Raw genomic sequence first — 18,288 nt, forward strand, 5'->3', positions numbered from 1 at the left:
AATCGCATATGGCGCAAGGATCCTCTCAGCAACGCCCGGCGCACCGCGTCGCCGTGATCGTCGACGAGGGCACCAACCCCTTCGAGGTCGGCGTCGCCACCGAGCTGTTCGGGCTGCCGCGGCCCGAGCTGGGCCTCGCCGGGCCGCTGTACGACGTGACGCTGTGCACGCCCACGCCCGAGGTCCGGATGAATCACGGCTTCTTCACGCTGACCGGCGTGCCCGGGCTGGAGGCGGTCGACGCGGCGGACACCCTCGTCGTGCCCGGCCGCCCGGACAACGTCGTGCCGCGCGGCGCCGCCGTGCTCGACGCCATCCGGCGCACCCACGCGCGCGGGGCCCGCGTCATGAGCCTGTGCACCGGCAGCTTCGCGCTCGCCGAGGCCGGGCTGCTCGACGGACGCCGGGCCACCACCCACTGGCGCTGGGCCGACACCTTCCGCGCGCTGCACCCCGAGGTCCTGCTGGAACCGGACGTGCTCTTCGTCGACGAGGGCGACATCCTGACCGCCGCGGGCAGCGCCGCAGCGCTCGACCTGTGCCTGCATGTCGTACGGCGCGACCATGGCGCCGAAGTCGCCAACGCGGTCTCTCGCAGGCTCGTGTTCGCCGCACACCGTGACGGCGGGCAGAAACAGTTCGTGGAGCGGCCGGTGCCGGACGTGCCGGACGAGTCGCTGGCGCCGCTGCTGACGTGGGCGCAGGAGCGGCTGGGCGAGCCGCTGACGGTGGCGGGCCTGGCGGCGCGGGCGGCGGTGTCGCCGGCCACCCTGCACCGCCGTTTCCGGGCGCAGCTCGGGACGACGCCGCTGGCCTGGCTGACGGGGGAGCGGGTGGCGCTGGCGTGCCGACTGATCGAGCGCGGGGAGGAACGGCTCGACGTGGTGGCGGCCAGGTGCGGGCTCGGCACCGCGGCGAACCTACGCGCGCGCGTGCGGCGCGATACGGGACTCAGCCCGTCGGCCTACAGACGGCGTTTCGGACCGGGCGGCGGGGAACCCCTCGTGTCATGAGATTCCTCGTACGCGACCGGCTCCTCGGCTTCGGTGACGACTACTGGATCGAGGACGACCGGGGCAACAAGGTGTTCCTCGTCGACGGCAAGGCGATGCGGCTGCGGGACACCTTCGAGCTGAAGGACACCCAGGGGCGCGTCCTCATCGACATCCACCAGAAGATGCTCGCCCTGCGCGACACGATGGTGATCGAGCGGTCCGGTGAAGCGCTCGCCACGATCCGCCGCAAGCGGCTGTCCCTGCTGCGCAACCACTACCGGGTGTCCCTGGCGGACGGCAGCACGGAACTCGACGTCAGCGGCAAGATCCTCGACCGCGAGTTCGCCGTCGAGTACGACGGCGAGCTGCTGGCCGTCGTATCCCGCCGGTGGCTGCACGTGCGGGAGACCTACGGCGTGGACGTCGTACGGGACGACGCGGATCCGGCGCTGCTGATCGCGGTGGCGGTGTGCGTGATCCACCTGGCGGAGAAGGAGCGAGGGGACGACGACTGACGGACGGCGGCCGGGGAGGGCGGTACGGCGTCAGCGACGCGGCGCCGTCAGCCCCAGCATCCGGTCCTTGAGCGCCGGGAACTGATCCCGCGTCACCGCGACCTTCCCCGGATCGAACTCCACCGTGAGGATCTGCTCACCCGCACCGGCCTGCGCCAGCACCTCGCCCCACGGATCGACCACGATCGAGTGACCGGCCTGCGGAACTCCCGCGTGCGTTCCGGCCGTTCCACAGGCGAGCACGAACGCCTGGTTCTCCACCGCCCGCGCCTGAGCCAGCAGCGTCCAGTGCGCCCGGCGGCGCTCCGGCCAGCCCGCCGGGATGACCAGGGTCTCGGCGCCGGCGTCGACGAGGCCGCGGAAGAGTTCGGGGAAGCGGAGGTCGTAGCAAGTGGCCACGCCGAGGGTTGTCCCGGGCAGCCGGACCGTCACCAGTTCGTCGCCCGCGCCCATCAGCACCGCCTCGCCCTTGTCGAAGCCGAAGCGATGGATCTTGCGGTATGCGGCGGCCAGATCACCAGAGGGGGAGAAGACGAGAGAGGTGTTGTAGAGCGGCCCGTCAGGGTCCCGTTCGGGGATCGAGCCCGCGTGCAGCCACACGCCCGCGTCGCTCGCGGCCTTCGCCATCGCCTCGTACGTGGGCCCTTCGAGCGGCTCGGCCGCGCTGCCGAAGTCCTCGTAGGCGAACGCCCCGGTGGTCCACAGCTCGGGTAGGACGACCAGATCCGCGCCCGCTTGTTCCCGCACGAGCGAGGCGACCCTCAGCCGACGCGATTCGACCGATTCGCCCTCATTGACGTCGATCTGGAGCAGAGAGGCGCGCACACTACCACCGTCCTGGCATTCGAGCGGTCCACACGGGCATCCACGCGGGGCCTACGATCGTCACACGAAAGCACTGCCGGGGTGCCTCACAGCAGCGTAACTTAGCGTTTCAAGACACCCGCCGACAGCAGCCGCCGCCCACTGGCACCGCCGCCACAACCTGCCCGCGTACCGACGTACCAACCGCCGAGGGGTCCCGTTTCCGTGAGTCTGCATCCCACCCTCCAGCCCTACGCCGACGCCTGGACCCACTCCATCGAAGCGATATCCGAGCTGGTGACGCCGCTTGTGGAGGGCGAGTGGAATCGGCGCACGCCCTGCCCCGGCTGGTCGGTCCGCGACGTCGTGTCCCATGTCATCGGGCTGGACTGCGAGATGCTCGGCGACCCGCGTCCCATCCACACGCTTCCGCGCGACCTCTTCCACGTCACCAACGACAGCCAGCGCTACATGGAGATGCAGGTCGACGTCCGCCGCCACCACACGGCGCCGGAGATGACGTCCGAGCTGGAGTACACGGTCATCCGCCGCAACCGCCAGCTGCGCAACGAGTCCCGCGACCCCGGCACGAAGGTGCGCGGCCCGCTGGGGGCGGAGCTCACCCTCGAGGAGTCGATGCGCACCCACGCGTTCGACATCTGGGTCCACGAACAGGACCTGCGCGCGGCCCTCGGCCGCCCCGGCAACCTCGATTCCCCCGGCGCACACGTCGCCCGTGACGTCCTGCTGGCCAAGCTGCCCGACATCGTCGCCACCAAGGCGAACGCGCCCCGCAGTTCGGCGATCGTCCTCGACGTGCACGGTCCGATCGAGTTCCTGCGCACGATCCGCATCGACATCCAGGGCCGCGGCACTCTCGAAACGGCCCCCGCGCTGGGCCCCGCCGCCACCCTCACCCTCGACTGGGAGACCTACGTCCGCCTGGCCTGCGGCCGCATCACGCCGGAGGCGGCGGCGGACCGGCTGAAGTCGGAGGGCGACGCGGACCTGACGGCGGCGATCCTGCGGAACTTCACGGTCACGCCGTAGGACTCCTTCGGGCGCCGGGGGCCGCGAGGCGGCTGCCCGTTATTCGCTGTCGGCGGCAGGGGACGCGGGGTTAGCGTGCCTGCCGTGACTGACACGACAACTGAAACAGAGGCCGCCCCCGGCCCCCGTACCGACGAACCGCCCCGCCTCACCCGGCTGACCTTCCACGGTCCGCTGTCCGAGGCACGGGCGCAGGGTCTCGTCCAGCGGCTCACCCGCACGAACCCCACGTCGGTCCTCGACATCGGCTGCGGCTGGGGTGAGCTGATGCTGCGCGTCCTGTCGGCCGCGCCCGAGGCGACGGGGGTCGGCATCGACATCAGGGCCGAGGATCTCGCGCGGGGCCGCCGCCTTGCCGAGGCCCGAGGGCTGGCGGGCAGGGCCGAGTTCGTCGAGGAGTCCGCGGTCGGGACCTCGCGCGGTCCGGCCGACCTGGTGCTGTGTGTCGGGGCGAGCCAGGCCCTGAGCTCGGCAGAGCCGCCCCAGCTCCTCATGGATGCCCTGCGCGAACTGCGCGGCCTGGTCGCCGATGGCGGACGGGTGCTGCTCGGGGAGGGTTTCTGGCAGCGCACCCCGACGGCTGCCGAGCTCTCCGGCATGTGGCCCGGAGCCGCCCCCACCGACCACCACGACCTCGCCACCCTGCTCGACCTCGCGGTCGACGCCGGTTTCCGCCCGGAGTGGACGGAGACGGCGACCCTCGGCGAGTGGGAGGAGTTCGAGTCGGCGTACCAGGCGGACGTGGAGATCTGGCTGGCCGAACACCCGGGTCACCCGCTCGCGGCCGAGACGCGCGAGCGCCTCGACCGGCATCGCGCCCAGTGGATGAGCTACCGCGGGGTGCTCGGGATCGCCTACCTCACGCTCGTACCCGTACGCGGCTGACGTCCCCTGACGGCTACGCCGGCACGTGTACGGTCTCCACCCTGCTGGCGACCAGCCGTTCCCTCTCCCTGCGCTCCGCACGCCCGCGCAGCCGCAGGATCTGGCTGACGCCCAGGGCCTGGAGGACGAACACCGCCGAGAAGGCGACGGCGTAGTCGTCCCCCGTCGCGTCGAGCAGCACGCCGATCGCGAACAGTGTCGTCATCGAGGCGACGAAACCGCCCATGTTGGTGATCCCGGACGCCGTCCCCTGACGCTCCGGCGGGTTCGCCGGCCGCGCGAAGTCGAAGCCGAGCATGGAGGCGGGCCCGCACGCCCCGAGCACCGTGCACAGCACGATCAGCAGCCACATCGGCGCCGTCGCACCGGGCCAGGCCAGTGTCGTCGCCCACAGCACCGCCGTCGCTCCCACCGTGCCCAGCGCCAGCGGGAGCCGCGCCTCGTGGTGCCGGGCGACGACCTGGCCGTAGACGAGGCCCACGACCATGTTCGACAGGACGACCAGGGTGAGCAGTTCACCGGCCGTCGCCCGGGACAGCCCCTGCGCCTCCACCAGGAACGGCATGCCCCACAGCAGCAGGAACACCATCGCCGGGAACTGCGTCGTGAAGTGCACCCACAGCCCGAGCCGGGTGCCGGGCTCCCGCCAGGACGCGGCTATCTGGCGTCGTACGTACGCCGATCCCCGGTGCGCGGGCGGTTCCGGTTCCTGCCCCTCGGGGTGGTCCTTCAGGAACAGGAGCAGCAGGACGAGTACGACGACACCGGCGGCCGCGCTGCCCGCGAACGCCGCCGTCCAGCCCACCCCGTGCAGCAGCCGCGCCAGGACCAGCGTGGAGACGAGGTTGCCCGCCATGCCGGCAAGTCCCGCGAGCTGGGCGATCAGCGGGCCGCGCCGGGCCGGGAACCAGCGGGTGCCGAGCCGCAGCACGCTGATGAACGTCATCGCGTCGCCGCAGCCCAGCAGGGCACGCGAGGCGAGGGCCGTGCCGTACGACGGCGAGAAGGCGAAGCCGAGTTGGCCCGCCGTGAACAGCACCACGCCGATGGCCAGCACCTTCTTGGTGCCGAGCCGGTCGACCAGCAGGCCGACGGGTATCTGCATGCCCGCGTAGACGAGCAGTTGGAGGATCGAGAACGTCGACAGGGCCGAGGCGTTCACGTCGAAGCGGTCCGCCGCGTCGAGGCCGGCGACCCCGAGGGACGTACGGAAGATGACGGCGACGAAGTAGACCGAGACGCCTATGCCCCAGATGGCGACGGCGCGGCGGCCGCCTGGGGGTGCCCCCTCCGGGGGAGGGCCGCCCGGCAACGCGGCGGCCTTCATCGCTCCTCACCCCGCGCCAGATGCGAGAACCAGCCGATGTGCCGGTGGACCATCCCGACGGCCTCCTCGGCGTCCCCGGAGCGCAGGGCCTGCAGGATCTCCTCGTGCTCGACGAGGGTCTTGGCGATCCGGTCGGGGTGGGAGTGCAGGACGGCCACGCCCATCCGCAGTTGCCGGTCGCGCAGTTGGTCGTACAGCCGCGACAGGATCTCGTTGCCGCCGCTGCGGACGATCTCCACGTGGAAGCACCGGTCGGTGACGGCGGCCCCGGCGAGGTCACCGGCGGCGGCCTGTGCCTTCTGCTTGGCGAGCAGTTCCTCCAGGCGCTCGATGAGCCCGGCGGGCGCGGGCACGGCCTTGCGCGCCGCGTGCTCCTCCACGAGCATCCGCGTCTCCACCACGTCCTTGATCTCCTGTGCGGAGACCGGCAGGACCAGTGCGCCCTTCTTCGGGTAGAGCTTGATCAGCCCTTCGACCTCCAGCCGCAGCAGCGCCTCCCGCACCGGGGTGCGCGAGACCCCCACGGCCTCGGCCAGCTCGCCCTCGGTGAGGAGCGTGCCGCCCTCGTAACGGCGGTCCAGGACGCCCTGTTTGACGTGGGTGTAGACGCGGTCGGCGGCGGGTGGCTGCTTGAGCGGGGCGGGCGGGGCGGAAGGCATGGCCACAGCATAGATACAACACGTACGCATGGCGGTCCGCGTCCATCATGCGGACCCCAAAAGGAATCCCTGGGTAAAGACGCGGCACCTGCCGCATCTGGTGCACAACCTTCTGTGTTAATTACGTGTCACACACGTGCGGCCCCACTTTCTTCCCTCTCCAACTCGGCCGCACTTTCGGGGCATTCGACGTAATCGGGGTATTTAAGTTGATAACCGCCACCCAGGGCCTCCGCATGCGCAGAGCCGCAGCCGTCGCCGTCACGACCGGTGCCGTGCTCGTGACCGGAGCCCTCACCGCGGCTCCCGCGCAGGCCGTGACGGCGCCCTCCATCACCGCCAAGGGCGGGTACCTGATGAACAGCGCGACCGGCACGACGCTCTTCACCAAGGCCGCTGACACCAAGAGGCTCACCGCCTCCACCACGAAGATCATGACCGCGAAGGTCGTGCTGTCGCAGTCGAACCTGAACCTGGACACCAAGGTGACGATCAAGAAGGAGGTCAGCGACTACATGGTCCGCAAGGGCTACCCGTCGACGGCCCACCTGATCGTCGGCGACAAGGTGACCGTCCGTCAGCTGCTGTACGGGATGATGCTGCCCTCCGGCTGCGACGCCGCGATGGCCCTCGCCGACAAGTTCGGTTCCGGCTCGACGGTCGCGGCCCGCACCAAGAGCTTCATCGGCAAGATGAACACCATGGCCAAGAGCCTGGGCATGACGAACACGAAGTTCGACTCCTTCGACGGCATAAGCAACGGCTCCAACGCCTCGACGCCGCGCGACCTGACGAAGCTCGCCCGCAGCGTGATGAAGAGCTCCACGTTCAAGAGCGTCGTGAAGACCAAGTCGTACACGGCCAAGACGATCACCAAGACCGGTTCCACCCGCACGATGGCGGCGTGGAAGAACACCAACGCGCTGCTCGGCTGGAACGGCACGCTCGGCATCAAGACCGGCTCCGGCACCGAGGCCAAGTACTGCCTCGTCTTCGCCGCCACGATGAACGGCGAGCAGGTCATGGGCGCCGTGCTGACCGCCTCCTCGGAGGCCAACCGCACGGCGGACGTGAAGAAGCTGATCAACTACGGCTACGCCAAGATCAGCTGACACCCCGCGTCACACGCAAAGGGGCGGCCACTCGACAGTGGCCGCCCCTTTCGCTGTTGCCCGTGGCTCACGCCCAGGTGATCAGCCGCTTCGGCTGTTCCAGGATCGCCGCCACGTCCGCCAGCACCTTGGAGCCCAGCTCGCCGTCCACCAGCCGGTGGTCGAAGCTGAGCGCCAGCGTGGTGACCTGACGCGGCTTCACCTTGCCCTTGTGGACCCACGGCTGGAGCTTGATCGCGCCGACCGCGAGGATCGCGGACTCGCCGGGGTTCAGGATCGGGGTGCCGGTGTCGACGCCGAAGACGCCGACGTTGGTGATGGTGACCGTGCCGCCCTGCATCGCGGCGGGGGTCGTCTTGCCGTCCCGTGCCGTCGACACCAGCTCGCCGAGCGCCTGGGCCAGTTGCGGGAGCGTCCTGGCGTGGGCGTCCTTGATGTTCGGGACGATCAGGCCGCGCGGGGTCGCCGCCGCGATGCCCAGGTTGACGTAGTGCTTCTGCACGATCTCCTGGTTCGCCTCGTCCCAGGACGCGTTGACCTCCGGGTTGCGCTTGATCGCGACCAGCAGGGCCTTGGAGATCAGCAGCAGGGGGTTCACGCGCAGGCCCGCGAACTCCTTGTCCGCCTTGAGCTCCTCGACCAGCTTCATCGTGCGCGTCACGTCCACCGTCACGAACTCCGTGACATGCGGCGCCGTGAACGCCGAACCGACCATCGCCGCCGCCGTCGCCTTGCGGACGCCCTTGACCGGGATACGGGTCTCACGGGCCGTGTCGTACGTGGCCGCGGCCATCGGCGCCGGGGCGGCGGCGGGGGCGGCCTGGGGCACCGGCTCGGCGGCCGGCGCGGACGGGGCCACCGCCGCGTGGACGTCCTCGCGCGTGATGATGCCGTCGGGGCCGGTCGGAGTCACCGTGGCCAGGTCGACGCCCAGGTCCTTCGCCAGCTTGCGCACCGGCGGCTTGGCCAGCGGTCGGTCGGACGGCACCGCCGGCGCCGGGCCGTGGCCGTTCAGCTCGGACTGCAGTGCCTGCGCCGGCGTCGAGGGCTCCTGGTGCGGGACGTCGGCCCCCTTGCGCGGGCGGCGCTTCGTCGAGGTCTGGGCCACGCCGTAGCCGACCAGGACCGGCTGGCGGCCGGACCCCTCCGGCTTGGGCTCCTCCTGAGCGGCCTCCTGCTGCGCGGCCGGCGCCTCAGCGGCGGGTGCCGCCCCGCCCGCCAGGTCCACCGCGATGATCGCCGTACCGACGTCCACTGTGGTGCCCTCGGGGAAGTGCAGCTCGCGGACCACCCCGTCGTACGGGATGGGCAGCTCGACGGCCGCCTTGGCCGTCTCGACCTCGCACACCACCTGGCCGTCGGTGACCGTGTCGCCCGGCTGGACGTACCACTTGAGGATCTCGGCCTCGGTGAGTCCCTCGCCCACGTCGGGCATCTTGAACTCGCGCACGGACGCTTCCGTCATCGTCGTCACGACCCTCTCCTCAGTACGCCAGGGCACGGTCGACGGCGTCGAGCACCCGGTCCAGGCCCGGCAGGTACTCCTCCTCCAGACGCGCCGGCGGATACGGGGCGTGATAACCGCCCACCCGCAGCACCGGGGCCTCCAGATGGTAGAAGCAGCGCTCCGTGATCCGGGCGGCGATCTCCGCGCCCGAGCCGAAGAACACCGGGGCCTCGTGGACCACCACAAGACGGCGGGTCTTCTCGACCGACGTCTGGATCGAGTCGAAGTCCAGGGGGGAGACCGAGCGCAGGTCCAGGACCTCCAGGTTCCGGCCCTCCTCGGCGGCCGCGGCGGCGACCTCCTGGCAGAGCTTCACCATCGGGCCGTACGCGGCCAGCGTGAGGTCCGTGCCCTCGCGGACGACCTTCGCCTTGTGCAGCGGGCCCGGGATCGCCTCGGTGCTGACCTCACCCTTGTCCCAGTAGCGCCGCTTGGGCTCGAAGAAGATCACCGGGTCGTCGCTCTGGATGGCCTGCTGCATCATCCAGTACGCGTCCGACGCGTTGGACGGCGACACGATCTTCAGGCCGGCCACGTGCGCGAAGAGGGCTTCCGGCGACTCCGAGTGGTGCTCGACCGCACCGATGCCGCCGCCGTAGGGGATGCGGACGACGACCGGGAGCTTGACCTTGCCCAGCGAGCGCGCGTGCATCTTCGCGAGCTGCGTGACGATCTGGTCGTAGGCCGGGAAGACGAAGCCGTCGAACTGGATCTCCACCACGGGGCGGTAGCCGCGCAGGGCCAGGCCGATCGCGGTGCCCACGATGCCCGACTCGGCCAGCGGGGTGTCGATGACCCGGCTCTCGCCGAAGTCCTTCTGCAGGCCGTCGGTGACCCGGAAGACGCCGCCGAGCTTGCCGACGTCCTCGCCCATGATGAGGACCTTGGGGTCCGAGTCGAGCGCGTGCCGCAGCGACTCGTTGATCGCCTTGGCAAGAGCCATGCTCTTGACTGTCTCCGCTGCCATGTCAGGCCCCCTCTACGTCCGCGAACGACGCCTGGTAGGCGGCGAACTGGGCGCGCTCCTCGTCGACGAGCGCATGCCCGTCCGCGTACACGTTCTCGAAGATGGCGAAGTGGTCCGGGTCCGGCATGGCACGGACCGCCTCGCGCACTCCCTTGCCCAACGCCTCGCTCTCGGTCTCCAGTTCCGCGAAGAATCCCTCGTCCGCGTGGTTTGAAGCCTCGAGGTACCGGCGAACGCGCAGGATCGGGTCCTTCGCCTCCCAGGCCTCGCGCTCCTCGTCGGCCCGGTACTTCGTCGGGTCGTCGGAGGTGGTGTGGGCGCCCATGCGGTACGTGTACGCCTCGACGAGCGTCGGTCCCTCACCGTTGCGGGCGCGCTCCAGCGCCCACTTCGTCACGGCCAGGCAGGCCAGGACGTCGTTGCCGTCGACGCGGACGCCGGGGAAGCCGTAGCCCTGTGCGCGCTGGTAGAGCGGCACCCGGGTCTGCTTCTCGGTCGGCTCGGAGATCGCCCACTGGTTGTTCTGGCAGAAGAACACCACGGGGGCGTTGTAGACCGCGGAGAAGGTGAAGGACTCCGCGACGTCGCCCTGGCTGGAGGCGCCGTCGCCGAAGTACGCGATCACCGCGCTGTCGGCGCCGTCCTTGGCGATACCCATCGCGTAGCCGGTCGCGTGCAGCGTCTGGGAACCGATGACGATCGTGTACAGCTGGAAGTTGTTGCTGTTCGGGTCCCAGCCGCCGTTGTTCACGCCGCGGAACATGCCCAGCAGGTTGGTCGGGTCGACCCCGCGGCACCAGGCGACGCCGTGCTCACGGTAGGTCGGGAAGACGTAGTCGTCCTCGCGGGTCGCGCGGCCGGAGCCGATCTGGGCGGCCTCCTGACCGAGCAGCGACGCCCACAGGCCCAGCTCGCCCTGGCGCTGCAGGGAGGTGGCCTCGGCGTCGAAGCGGCGGGTGAGCACCATGTCGCGGTAGAGGCCGCGGAGCTCTTCGGGGGTGATGCCGGCGACGTACTTGTCGTACTCGGCGTTCTTGACGCGCTTGCCCTCGGGCGTCAGCAACTGCACGAGCTCGGGGTCCGTGCTCGGCGATTTCCTTGCGGTTGTCTTGCCGGCCGTGCTCTTGGTACCGGCGCTGCGTCGCGGCTTGCGCGCGGCAGTGCTCTCCACGGTCACGTGTGCTCCTCCGTCGGTCCGGCTACCCGGGTTCGCCGGGTGCCAGTGCGGCTCACCTGAAGCCCTACGGACGCACAGGGTGGGTGCGGCTCGTTGGGGGACAGGCGTGACAGGTGCCCCGGCGAGCGCCCTGCAATAGGCACGTTACCCAGTGCTCCACATTTCTGTGAAACCCCTCCTGACCTGCGATTTTGCTTGGATTTCCAAGTAAATCGCGAAAGTCGGGAACAAGTCCTGGTCACAGCCTTGCAGGGGGCCGGAACAACGGCACGTTATATCGGTGACCCAGGACACGGGAAGAGTCGCCGGACGTGAGATCCCAGCCGGGGGTGTCCTCGGAGCACCACCCGGTCGGCCGATATGTCCTGAAAACGCCACGCGCGCGTGCAGCCCGTTGCCGGGCCGCACGCGCGCGTACAGGCTGTTTTGCGCCAGGAAGGGGTCAGCCGCCCTCGACGCCGCCCGTCGGCGGTGTCGGCAGTGTGGGGTCCTCGGTCGGCTCGTCCGTCGGTTCGGTGGTGGTCGGCTCGTCCGTCGGCTCGGTGGTGGTCGGATCCTCCGTCGGCTCCTCGGTCGGCTCCTCCGTCGGCTCGTCGGTCGGCGAGGACGTGGGCGTGTCCGACGGCGTGTAGTCCGGGTCGGTGCCCGTGCCGGAGCCGTCGTCCGTGACCTCGTCGGTCGGCTCCTCGGTCGGCTCGTCCGTCGGCTCGTCGGTGGCCTTGTCCTCGTCGGTGGTCTGCGAGGTGGTCGGCGTGTCCTTGGTGTCCTTGCCGCCGCCGCCACCGCCGCCGTTGTTCAGTGCCAGCGCGACACCCGCCGCGATGGCGATCACCGCGAGGACGGCGAGGATCCACAGCTTGCCGCGGCCGCTGCCCCTGTTGCCGCGCCCCTCGAAGCCGCCGTCGTCTCCGCCGTACCCGGAGGGCATGATCGGCTGCGGGATCTGCGTCGTGCCGGAGCCGGAGTCGCCGGGGTGCCCCATGACGGTCGTGTTCGCGAAGCCCGCGGCCGGGGTGTGCCGGCCTTCGTGCATCGTCACCGGGCCGGTGTTCCAGGTGCCGGTGTGGCCGCCCTGGTCGTACAGCATCTGCAGGCCGTACTGGACGAGGCCGCGCATCTCCTCGGCCGTCTGGAAGCGGTCGTCCGGCTCCTTGGCGAGGGAGCGCATGACCAGGCCGTCGAGCTCCGGCGGCACGGCGTCGGAGGTCTCGGACGGCGGGGTCGGGATGTCCTGGACGTGCTGGTAGACCACCGACAGCGGCGTCTCGCCGGTGAACGGCGGGCGCAGCGCGAGGAGTTCGTAGAGCAGGCAGCCCGTCGCGTACAGGTCGGAACGGTGGTCGACCGCCTTGCCGAGCGCCTGCTCGGGCGACAGGTACTGCGGGGTGCCCATGACCATGCCGGTCTGCGTCATCGTCGACTGCGCGCCGTGCAGGGCGCGGGCGATGCCGAAGTCCATCACCTTCACGGCGCCGTTGTGCGTGATGATGACGTTGGCGGGCTTGATGTCGCGGTGCACGATGCCGTGCTGGTGCGAGTAGGCGAGGGCCTCCAGGACACCGGAGACGATGATCAGGGCCTGCTCGGGGCCGGGCGCCTCGGCGTTGAGGAGGAGGTCGCGGATGGTGCGGCCCTCGACGATCTCCATCACGATGTACGGCACGCTGTGCGCGCCCACGACGTCCTCGCCGGAGTCGTACACGGCGACGATCGCATGGTGGTTGAGTCCGGCCACCGACTGGGCCTCGCGCGTGAAGCGGGCCTTGGAGACGGGGTCCTCGGCGAGGTCGGAGCGCAGCAGCTTGACCGCCACGGTGCGTCCGAGGCGTACGTCCTCGGCCGCGAACACCTCGGCCATGCCGCCCCGGCCGAGTCTGCGGGTCAGCCGATATCGGCCATCCCCGACAAGTCCGCCATTACCCCACATTTCCGGCGCGTCTGACATACCGCCGCCAGCCGCCTCGGGGTCGGACGGGCCCTGAGCGCGCTGCTGCTGTGCCATCGGTCCTCGCCGTCGTTTCTGCCCGCGGTGCGCGCGGTGTTGTTACGGTCTCCGTCGGCCACGCTACAGGCTCGGAGCAAGCCGTCGGTCCGAGACGGTGGCCCCGGCCTGACGAAGACGGACCGGCCATCAAACCGTTACCCCGTCCCGTCGTGCAAATTCTGTGCACCGGCCGTACAGCCCCTGTAACGCTTCCGCGACGCTCCCTTCGCGTACGGTCACGGAACGGGCACCGCGCTTGACCTGTCAGTGCCGTGGGGCAGACTTGGCCGGGAATACCACATTGGATCACTCGGGATCACTCGATCCACGGCAATCGCAGGCGCCCGAGAGGGTTACGGGGGACGCAGAACATGAGCCAGGACGGCGCACAGGGCCAGAACGCGGGGCGGTCGCTGGCCGGCGGCCGCTATCAGCTGCGCGACCTGCTCGGCCAGGGCGGCATGGCAGCCGTGCATCTCGCCTACGACTCCGTGCTCGACCGGCAGGTCGCGGTCAAGACGCTGCACACCGAACTCGGCCGCGAGCAGGCCTTCCGCGAGCGCTTCCGCCGCGAGGCCCAGGCCGTGGCGAAGCTCACGCACACCAACATCGTCTCGGTCTTCGACACCGGCGAGGACGAAGTCGACGGCATGACGACGCCGTACATCGTGATGGAGTACATCGAGGGCCGGCCCCTCAGCTCCGTCTTCGACGAGGACGTACGGCAGTTCGGCGCGATGTCCGCCGACAAGGCGCTGAAGATCACCGCGGATGTGCTCGCGGCGCTGGAGATCAGCCACGAGATGGGCCTGGTCCACCGGGACATCAAGCCGGGCAACGTGATGATGAACAAGCGCGGCGTCGTCAAGGTCATGGACTTCGGCATCGCGCGCGCCATGCAGTCCGGTGTGACGTCGATGACACAGACCGGCATGGTGGTCGGCACCCCGCAGTACCTCTCGCCGGAACAGGCGCTGGGCCGGGCCGTGGACGCCCGCTCCGACCTCTACTCGGTCGGCATCATGCTGTTCCAACTGGTCACCGGACGACTGCCGTTCGACGCCGACTCACCGCTGGCGATCGCCTACGCGCACGTGCAGGAGGAGCCGGTCGCTGCGTCCTCGATCAACAGCGCCCTGCCGCCGGCCGTGGACGCCCTGATCGCCCGCGCGCTGAAGAAGAACCCGAACGAGCGCTTCCCGAGCTCCGAGTCCATGCGCGACGAGTGCCTGCGCGTGGCCGCGTCCTTCCAGGCGGCCCCGCCCAGCATCGTGCCGGGCTCGCAGACGCAGAGCGGCCAGGGCGTCGGCGCCTCGGTGTTCCCGCCGGTCGGCCAGACGCCCCCGCCCGCGGGCCCCGTCCAGGCGCCGTACCAGCAGACGCCGGCCCCGAACCCGTACGGCACCCCGCCGCCGTCGATGCCTTCGCCGGCATACGGCTACCCGCAGCAGCAGGGCTTCCAGACGCCGCCTCCGGCGTCGTACTCCCCGCAGCCGGGCCACCCGACCCCGGCGCCGTACACCATGTCGCCCCAGACGCGGCCCACTTCGGGCGGCGGCAGGAGCAACCGGCCGATGATCATCGGCTCGATCATCGTGTCCGTCGTCGCTGTGGGCGGCCTGATCGCGGCCCTGACGCTGAAGGGCGGGGGCACCGAGGACGACGGGGGCGGGAGTGGCGGCAGCGGCGGCACGACCGCCTCGGAGTCGGCGACGAAGGCGGCGGGATACCGGGCGGGCGACAGCACGAACACGGTCGAGACGACCGAGTGCACCGAGCCGCGGGAGTCGTACCTCGACCCCGACAAGGTGACGATGCCGGACATGACCTTCAAGTACTGGCCGTCGGTCGTCGAATGCCTCAAGGCCGCCGGGTGGGACGTCGAGAAGGTCGACGTCGACGAGAACACCTGGGGCGAGGGCACCGTCATGCGGCAGTCGCCCGAGAAGGGTACGGACTTCGACCCGGACGACCCGCCGGAGATGAAGTTCACGGTCTCGACGGGCAATCCGGACTCGGACTGATCCCGTAACCGAAAGGGCCCGGCAGCATCGGCTGCCGGGCCCTTCGCGTACGCGGCGGGTGTCCTACAAGTCGGGTGTGTCCTACAGGTACGGTCCGCCCGAGCGGCCGCCCGGGTGCTGCTCGCCGTCCTCGGGGCCGCCGACGCCCGGCGGGAGGGCGCGGCGCATCTGCTCCAGCTGGGCCCGCGCGGCCATCTGCTGGGCGAACAGCGTGGTCTGGATGCCGTGGAACAGGCCCTCCAGCCAGCCGACCAACTGGGCCTGCGCAATACGCAGTTCCGCGTCGCTCGGTGTCGCCTCGTCCGTGAACGGCAGGGACAGCCGCTCCAGCTCCTCGACGAGTTCCGGGGCCAGGCCGTCCTCCAGCTCCTTCACGGAGCTGGCGTGGATCTCCTTGAGCCGGACGCGGCTCGCCTCGTCCAGCGGCGCCACGCGGACTTCTTCGAGCAGCTGCTTGATCATGCTTCCGATCCGCATGACCTTCGCCGGCTGCTCGACCATCTCCGTCACCGGAACCTCGCGGGAGTCCTCGTCGCCTCCGCCGCCGATGGCCATCCCGTCCTGGCCCACGACCAGGATCTGGGGGTTCTCCGACGACCGTTCGTTCCTCGGCATCTCCATGCCGCCATTCTCTCGCACCCGTACAGCTCATCATCGTGGTGCCCCCCGTGTGGGGTGATCCACCGTTTACGGGGCGGGAGATTCCGTCAGGCTCGGTTCGGTCGGGTGGCGGCCTCCGAAATGCCAGGTTTGCCAGGTCCTGTGAGGCTTGTGCCATGACTTCATGGCTGGGGGCCGTACGGGCGGGGCGGGCAGGGCGGGGGCGACCGCGGGAGCTGCGCGCCGCGGGAGTGCTGGGGGTGCTGGCGTTGGGGCTGCTCCTGGGGCCGGGCGGGTCCGTGATGGCGTACGGCTTCGATGGCGGGCGTGGCGCTGCCCCGTCCGGGGCTTCCTCCGATGCCAGGGCCGGGTCCAGGGGTTCCGCCGACTCCGGAGCCGGGTCCAGGGGTTCCGCCGACTCCACAGCCGGGTCCCGGGCCATCTCCCGCTCCACGGGCGAGTCCAGGGGCTCCTACGGCCCCACAAGCACGCCCCGGCCCGGCCCGGCTGCCGCTTCCCGTGGCCCCTCCGGCTCCGCGGCGGCACCCCCGGCCTCCTCCGGGCCCTCGGGTTCCCCTGCAACGGCGTCCGAGGGCTCCGTCGGCTCCGACCCCGAGTCCGGGCCCTCCTCCGGTTCGCCCCCGGCGTCCGGGGGCGCCTCCGCCTCCCCCACGGTGTCCGGGAAATCCGGCAAGCACGGGGAGGTCGGGAAGTCGGACGAGGTCGGGAAGTCGGACGGGGACATGAAGTCCGGGGCAACGCCCACCTCCACGGCCCACGGCCCCGGCGCCTTCCGCCCCAGCCCCTCCGACGGGCCGTCCCGGGCCGGGAGCCGGGCCGGTGAGGGGCGGGAGCGGCCCGGGCGGGAGAAGGGGCCGCTGGAGGACGAGGAAGCGGTGACGGGGCGGGAGCCCGACCGCGGGGAGGGTGACGGCTCGACGCGGCCGGAGTCGGCGGGCGAGGACGACGGGGGTACGGCGACGGAGAGCTCGGAGGCCGCCGGAGACGCCTCCGCCCCGGCGACCCACGCCGTACCCCGGCCCGTCACGCACGCCGAGGACCGCGCCGAACCCGTACTGCAGGTCCTGCCCCTCGGCACCGGGCTCGTGCTCATCGGGCTCGGCCTGGGCCTCGCCTTCGTGGGTCTCAGGCTGCGGCGCGGCTAGCGGGTGGCCGCTCGGGCCGCCCTGGCCACCGCGGCCGGCCTACGGCACGACGAGGAGCACCTTGCCCACGTGCCCGCTCTCCTCCAGCACCCGGTGCGCCCCGGCCGCGTCGTTCATCGGCATCTCGCGGTCCACCACCGGCCGTACGTGCCCGGCGTCCAGCAGGGGCCACACGTGCTCGCGTACGGCCGCGACGATCGACGCCTTCTCGCCGAGGGGACGGGCACGCAGCGAGGTCGCGCTGACGGCGGCCCGCTTGGCCAGGAGCGCGCCGATGTTGAGCTCGCCCTTGACGCCGCCCTGCATGCCGATGATGGCGAGGCGGCCGTTCACGGCGAGGGTCTGGACGTTGCGGTCGAGGTACTTGGCGCCCATGTTGTCGAGGATGACGTCGGCTCCGGCCCCGTCGGTGGCCTTCTTGACCTCGGCGACGAAGTCCTGCTCCCGGTAGTTGATGAGGATGTCGGCGCCCAGTTCGGCGCACCGGTCGAGCTTCTCCTTGCTGCCCGCCGTGACGGCGACCTTGGCGCCGACGGCCTTGGCCAGCTGGATGGCCATGGTGCCGATGCCGCTCGAACCGCCGTGCACGAGCAGGGTCTCGCCGGGGCGCAGGTGGGAGACCATGAAGACGTTCGACCAGACCGTGCAGACCACCTCGGGCAGCGCGGCGGCCCGCGTGAGGCTCACGCCCTTGGGCACGGGCAGCAGCTGGCCCGCCGGTACGGCGACCTTCTCGGCGTAGCCGCCGCCCGAGAGCAGCGCGCACACCTCGTCGCCGACGGCCCAGCCGGAGACGCCGGGGCCGATCTCGGCGATCCGGCCGGAGCACTCCAGACCGGGGTAGGGGGAGGCGCCGGGCGGCGGGTTGTAGAAGCCCTGCCGCTGCAGGATGTCGGCACGGTTGACGGCCCCGGCCACCACCTCGACCAGCACCTCGCCCTCTCCGGCGACGGGATCGGGGACCTCGTCCCACACCAGCGCCTCGGGCCCACCAGGTTCGGGAATCGTGATCGCATGCATGGCACGGACGCTACTCCTCGCCCCCCGCACCCCGGCCGCGCTACTCCCACCCAAGCCCTCCAGCCACCGTCCCGGTCTCCCACCCAAGCCCTCCGCCTCGGCCCCTGTCCTCCCGCCCGAGCCTTCCGCCTCGGGTCCTGGCCTCCGGCCCGGCCGGTACTCCCGGCGGAGCCCCCCGTCTCGGGCCCCTGTCCTCCTGCCCGAGGCCCTCAACCCGGGCCCTGCGCTCCGCCCGAGGTCCGCGACCCCGCCGCGTACTCCCAACCAAGCTCTCCGCCCCGTCCCCCCGTCTCCAGTCCGAGCCCCCGCCTCCGCCTCCGTAGCCCCGGCGGAGCCCCGTTACCTTTCTCATGGCCCTGCAACGGGGCGCCTGGCCCCCGGGTCCGGTATGGCTGTTTGCCCCCTGTCGAGGTGATGACCTGGGGGGTGTTGCCGCCGGGCTTCGGGGCACCGCTTGACCGCTGATGAGGGGCCTGACGACCGCCCGGGTCCGGTG

Annotated in this window: 16 protein-coding genes; 7 read left to right on the plus strand and 9 right to left on the minus strand. The window is 71.0% G+C overall.

The window, feature by feature from the left end; genetic code table 11:
* The first annotated feature begins 8 nt into the window (after positions 1-8).
* Together OG331_RS24790 and OG331_RS24795 are read left to right on the plus strand one after the other, a co-directional pair.
* Positions 9-1,013: a helix-turn-helix domain-containing protein gene (locus OG331_RS24790; protein ID WP_406199894.1), complete on the plus strand. Its 1,005-nt coding sequence runs from the start codon at positions 9-11 to the stop codon at positions 1,011-1,013.
* The gene (locus OG331_RS24795; RefSeq protein ID WP_406199896.1) at positions 1,010-1,510 is read left to right on the plus strand and encodes an LURP-one-related/scramblase family protein; all 501 of its coding nucleotides are present in this window, start codon (positions 1,010-1,012) and stop codon (positions 1,508-1,510) included. The genes OG331_RS24790 and OG331_RS24795 overlap by 4 nt, the downstream gene beginning before the upstream one ends.
* 30 nt (positions 1,511-1,540) lie before the next feature.
* Here OG331_RS24795 and OG331_RS24800 read toward each other — a convergent pair whose 3' ends face one another.
* On the minus strand, positions 1,541-2,335 hold the full coding sequence (locus tag OG331_RS24800) for a carbon-nitrogen family hydrolase (protein WP_406199898.1): 795 nt from the start codon (positions 2,333-2,335) through the stop codon (positions 1,541-1,543).
* Between the two features lie 204 nt (positions 2,336-2,539).
* On the opposite strand from OG331_RS24800, the gene OG331_RS24805 reads away from it, so the two are divergent.
* Both OG331_RS24805 and OG331_RS24810 read left to right on the plus strand, forming a co-directional pair.
* A complete protein-coding gene (locus OG331_RS24805) occupies positions 2,540-3,364 on the plus strand; it encodes a maleylpyruvate isomerase family mycothiol-dependent enzyme (protein ID WP_406199900.1) in 825 nt (274 codons plus the stop codon).
* Between the two features lie 84 nt (positions 3,365-3,448).
* Positions 3,449-4,249: an SAM-dependent methyltransferase gene (locus OG331_RS24810; protein WP_406199903.1), complete on the plus strand. Its 801-nt coding sequence runs from the start codon at positions 3,449-3,451 to the stop codon at positions 4,247-4,249.
* A gap of 13 nt (positions 4,250-4,262) precedes the next feature.
* Here the strand turns inward: OG331_RS24810 and OG331_RS24815 are convergent, their stop codons facing one another.
* Entirely contained in the window at positions 4,263-5,576 is a 1,314-nt protein-coding gene (locus tag OG331_RS24815; RefSeq protein ID WP_406199905.1) for a nitrate/nitrite transporter, read from the minus strand.
* Positions 5,573-6,235 carry a GntR family transcriptional regulator gene (locus OG331_RS24820; protein ID WP_406199907.1) on the minus strand — a complete coding sequence of 221 codons (663 nt, stop codon included), beginning with the start codon at positions 6,233-6,235 and terminating at the stop codon, positions 5,573-5,575. Before OG331_RS24820 ends, OG331_RS24815 begins: the two co-directional genes overlap by 4 nt.
* A gap of 236 nt (positions 6,236-6,471) precedes the next feature.
* On the opposite strand from OG331_RS24820, the gene OG331_RS24825 reads away from it, so the two are divergent.
* Complete coding sequence (locus OG331_RS24825) at positions 6,472-7,347, plus strand: D-alanyl-D-alanine carboxypeptidase family protein (protein WP_406199909.1); 876 nt, start codon at positions 6,472-6,474, stop codon at positions 7,345-7,347.
* A gap of 67 nt (positions 7,348-7,414) precedes the next feature.
* Here OG331_RS24825 and OG331_RS24830 read toward each other — a convergent pair whose 3' ends face one another.
* The 4 genes from OG331_RS24830 to OG331_RS24845 form a co-directional block, all read right to left on the minus strand.
* Complete coding sequence (locus tag OG331_RS24830) at positions 7,415-8,821, minus strand: dihydrolipoamide acetyltransferase family protein (protein WP_406199912.1); 1,407 nt, start codon at positions 8,819-8,821, stop codon at positions 7,415-7,417.
* 10 nt (positions 8,822-8,831) lie between these two features.
* A complete protein-coding gene (locus tag OG331_RS24835; RefSeq protein WP_406199914.1) occupies positions 8,832-9,821 on the minus strand; it encodes an alpha-ketoacid dehydrogenase subunit beta in 990 nt (329 codons plus the stop codon).
* A 1-nt stretch (position 9,822) separates the two neighbouring features.
* A complete protein-coding gene (gene pdhA / locus OG331_RS24840; RefSeq protein WP_363034996.1) occupies positions 9,823-10,998 on the minus strand; it encodes a pyruvate dehydrogenase (acetyl-transferring) E1 component subunit alpha in 1,176 nt (391 codons plus the stop codon).
* Between the two features lie 442 nt (positions 10,999-11,440).
* On the minus strand, positions 11,441-13,000 hold the full coding sequence (locus OG331_RS24845) for a protein kinase domain-containing protein (RefSeq protein ID WP_406199917.1): 1,560 nt from the start codon (positions 12,998-13,000) through the stop codon (positions 11,441-11,443).
* Positions 13,001-13,353: 353 nt separating this feature from the next.
* Between OG331_RS24845 and OG331_RS24850 the strand changes: the two genes are divergently transcribed.
* On the plus strand, positions 13,354-15,006 hold the full coding sequence (locus OG331_RS24850) for a protein kinase domain-containing protein (protein ID WP_406199920.1): 1,653 nt from the start codon (positions 13,354-13,356) through the stop codon (positions 15,004-15,006).
* Between the two features lie 81 nt (positions 15,007-15,087).
* Here OG331_RS24850 and OG331_RS24855 read toward each other — a convergent pair whose 3' ends face one another.
* Positions 15,088-15,627, minus strand: coding sequence for a bacterial proteasome activator family protein (locus OG331_RS24855; RefSeq protein ID WP_328425801.1), 540 nt, complete (start codon positions 15,625-15,627; stop codon positions 15,088-15,090).
* A gap of 155 nt (positions 15,628-15,782) precedes the next feature.
* On the opposite strand from OG331_RS24855, the gene OG331_RS24860 reads away from it, so the two are divergent.
* Positions 15,783-16,772, plus strand: a complete 990-nt coding sequence (locus OG331_RS24860) for a hypothetical protein (protein ID WP_406199922.1) — start codon at positions 15,783-15,785, stop codon at positions 16,770-16,772.
* A gap of 39 nt (positions 16,773-16,811) precedes the next feature.
* Here OG331_RS24860 and OG331_RS24865 read toward each other — a convergent pair whose 3' ends face one another.
* The gene (locus OG331_RS24865) at positions 16,812-17,792 is read right to left on the minus strand and encodes an NAD(P)H-quinone oxidoreductase (protein ID WP_406199924.1); all 981 of its coding nucleotides are present in this window, start codon (positions 17,790-17,792) and stop codon (positions 16,812-16,814) included.
* Positions 17,793-18,288 lie beyond the last annotated feature (496 nt).

It is taken from the genome of Streptomyces sp. NBC_01017, assembly GCF_045162795.1.
In the GTDB taxonomy this organism is placed as follows: domain Bacteria; phylum Actinomycetota; class Actinomycetes; order Streptomycetales; family Streptomycetaceae; genus Streptomyces; species Streptomyces machairae.